The sequence below is a fragment of the Streptococcus sp. GMD1S genome, assembly GCF_000296875.1.
In the GTDB taxonomy this organism is placed as follows: Bacteria; Bacillota; Bacilli; order Lactobacillales; family Streptococcaceae; genus Streptococcus.
On sequence record NZ_AJQY01000205.1, the window covers coordinates 1 to 872 of the forward strand.

An 872-nucleotide genomic window follows, 5' to 3' on the forward strand; every position below is an offset into this window, starting at 1 on the left:
GGAAAGAGCGAACGGAAGATTTCAACTAGGTCCACATCCGGTCGTAACTGACTCTTGATGGTCGACGTCATCTGCCAAACGGTTGAATACTGCTCCACTTGGCACAGACGCTCCACATATTCACTGCCCACTTCAGAAATACGGTTCATATCGTTGCGCAAGAGGTCCACAATCATCATGTTTTCAGAGCGATTTTTAGGATCCTGTTCTAGCCAGCTAGCTTGGGCAAGGTCTTCTTGGTCAGTCACTCCCCGCTGGGTTGTTCCCTTCATTGGGCGAGTCGTTAATTCTCGGTCATTTTGCTCAAAAAAGAGTTCTGGGCTCATGGAAATCACTGCCATCTCGTCATGTTCTACATAAGCATTGTATCCCGCCTCCTGCTCTACCACCATGCGATTGTAGATGGCAAAAGGATTGGCACTTAAATCTTGCTTGAGTTGGACGGTGTAGTTGACCTGATAGGTGTCCCCCTGCCGCAAATGATGGTGAATCTGGGTAATAGCCTTTTCATAGTTTTCTGCAGATGTTTCTTCCTGCCACTTTGAAGGCAGATCTACTTCCTCATAAGTCAGAGGAATAGGTGATGTTTCTACCCTATCATGAACTGTAAAGTAAAGCAAGTACTCGCCCAGTAGAGGAGACTTGTGAACTGCCAGTTTTTCCTCAAAAGCAGGTGCAGCCTCGTAACTGACGTAGCCCACGACATAATAACCTTGCTCTTGGTAGCTTTCCACTTGTGCCAGCAAGTCTGCCACTTCTGATAAATCTCTCGTTTTTAACTCTTTGATAGGCTGGGTAAAGGTGTATCTCTCCCCCAAAGCCCTAAAATCAATCACTGTTTTTCTATGCATATCTTAAGTATAGCACAAAAA

Annotated in this window: 1 protein-coding gene; it reads right to left on the bottom strand. The window is 45.6% G+C overall.

The genetic code is table 11. The features are described 5' to 3' along the window. A partial coding sequence (locus GMD1S_RS08305; RefSeq protein WP_000554839.1) for a chorismate-binding protein occupies window positions 1–851 on the bottom strand: 851 nt, incomplete at its 3' end. Window positions 852–872: the final 21 nt, after the last annotated feature.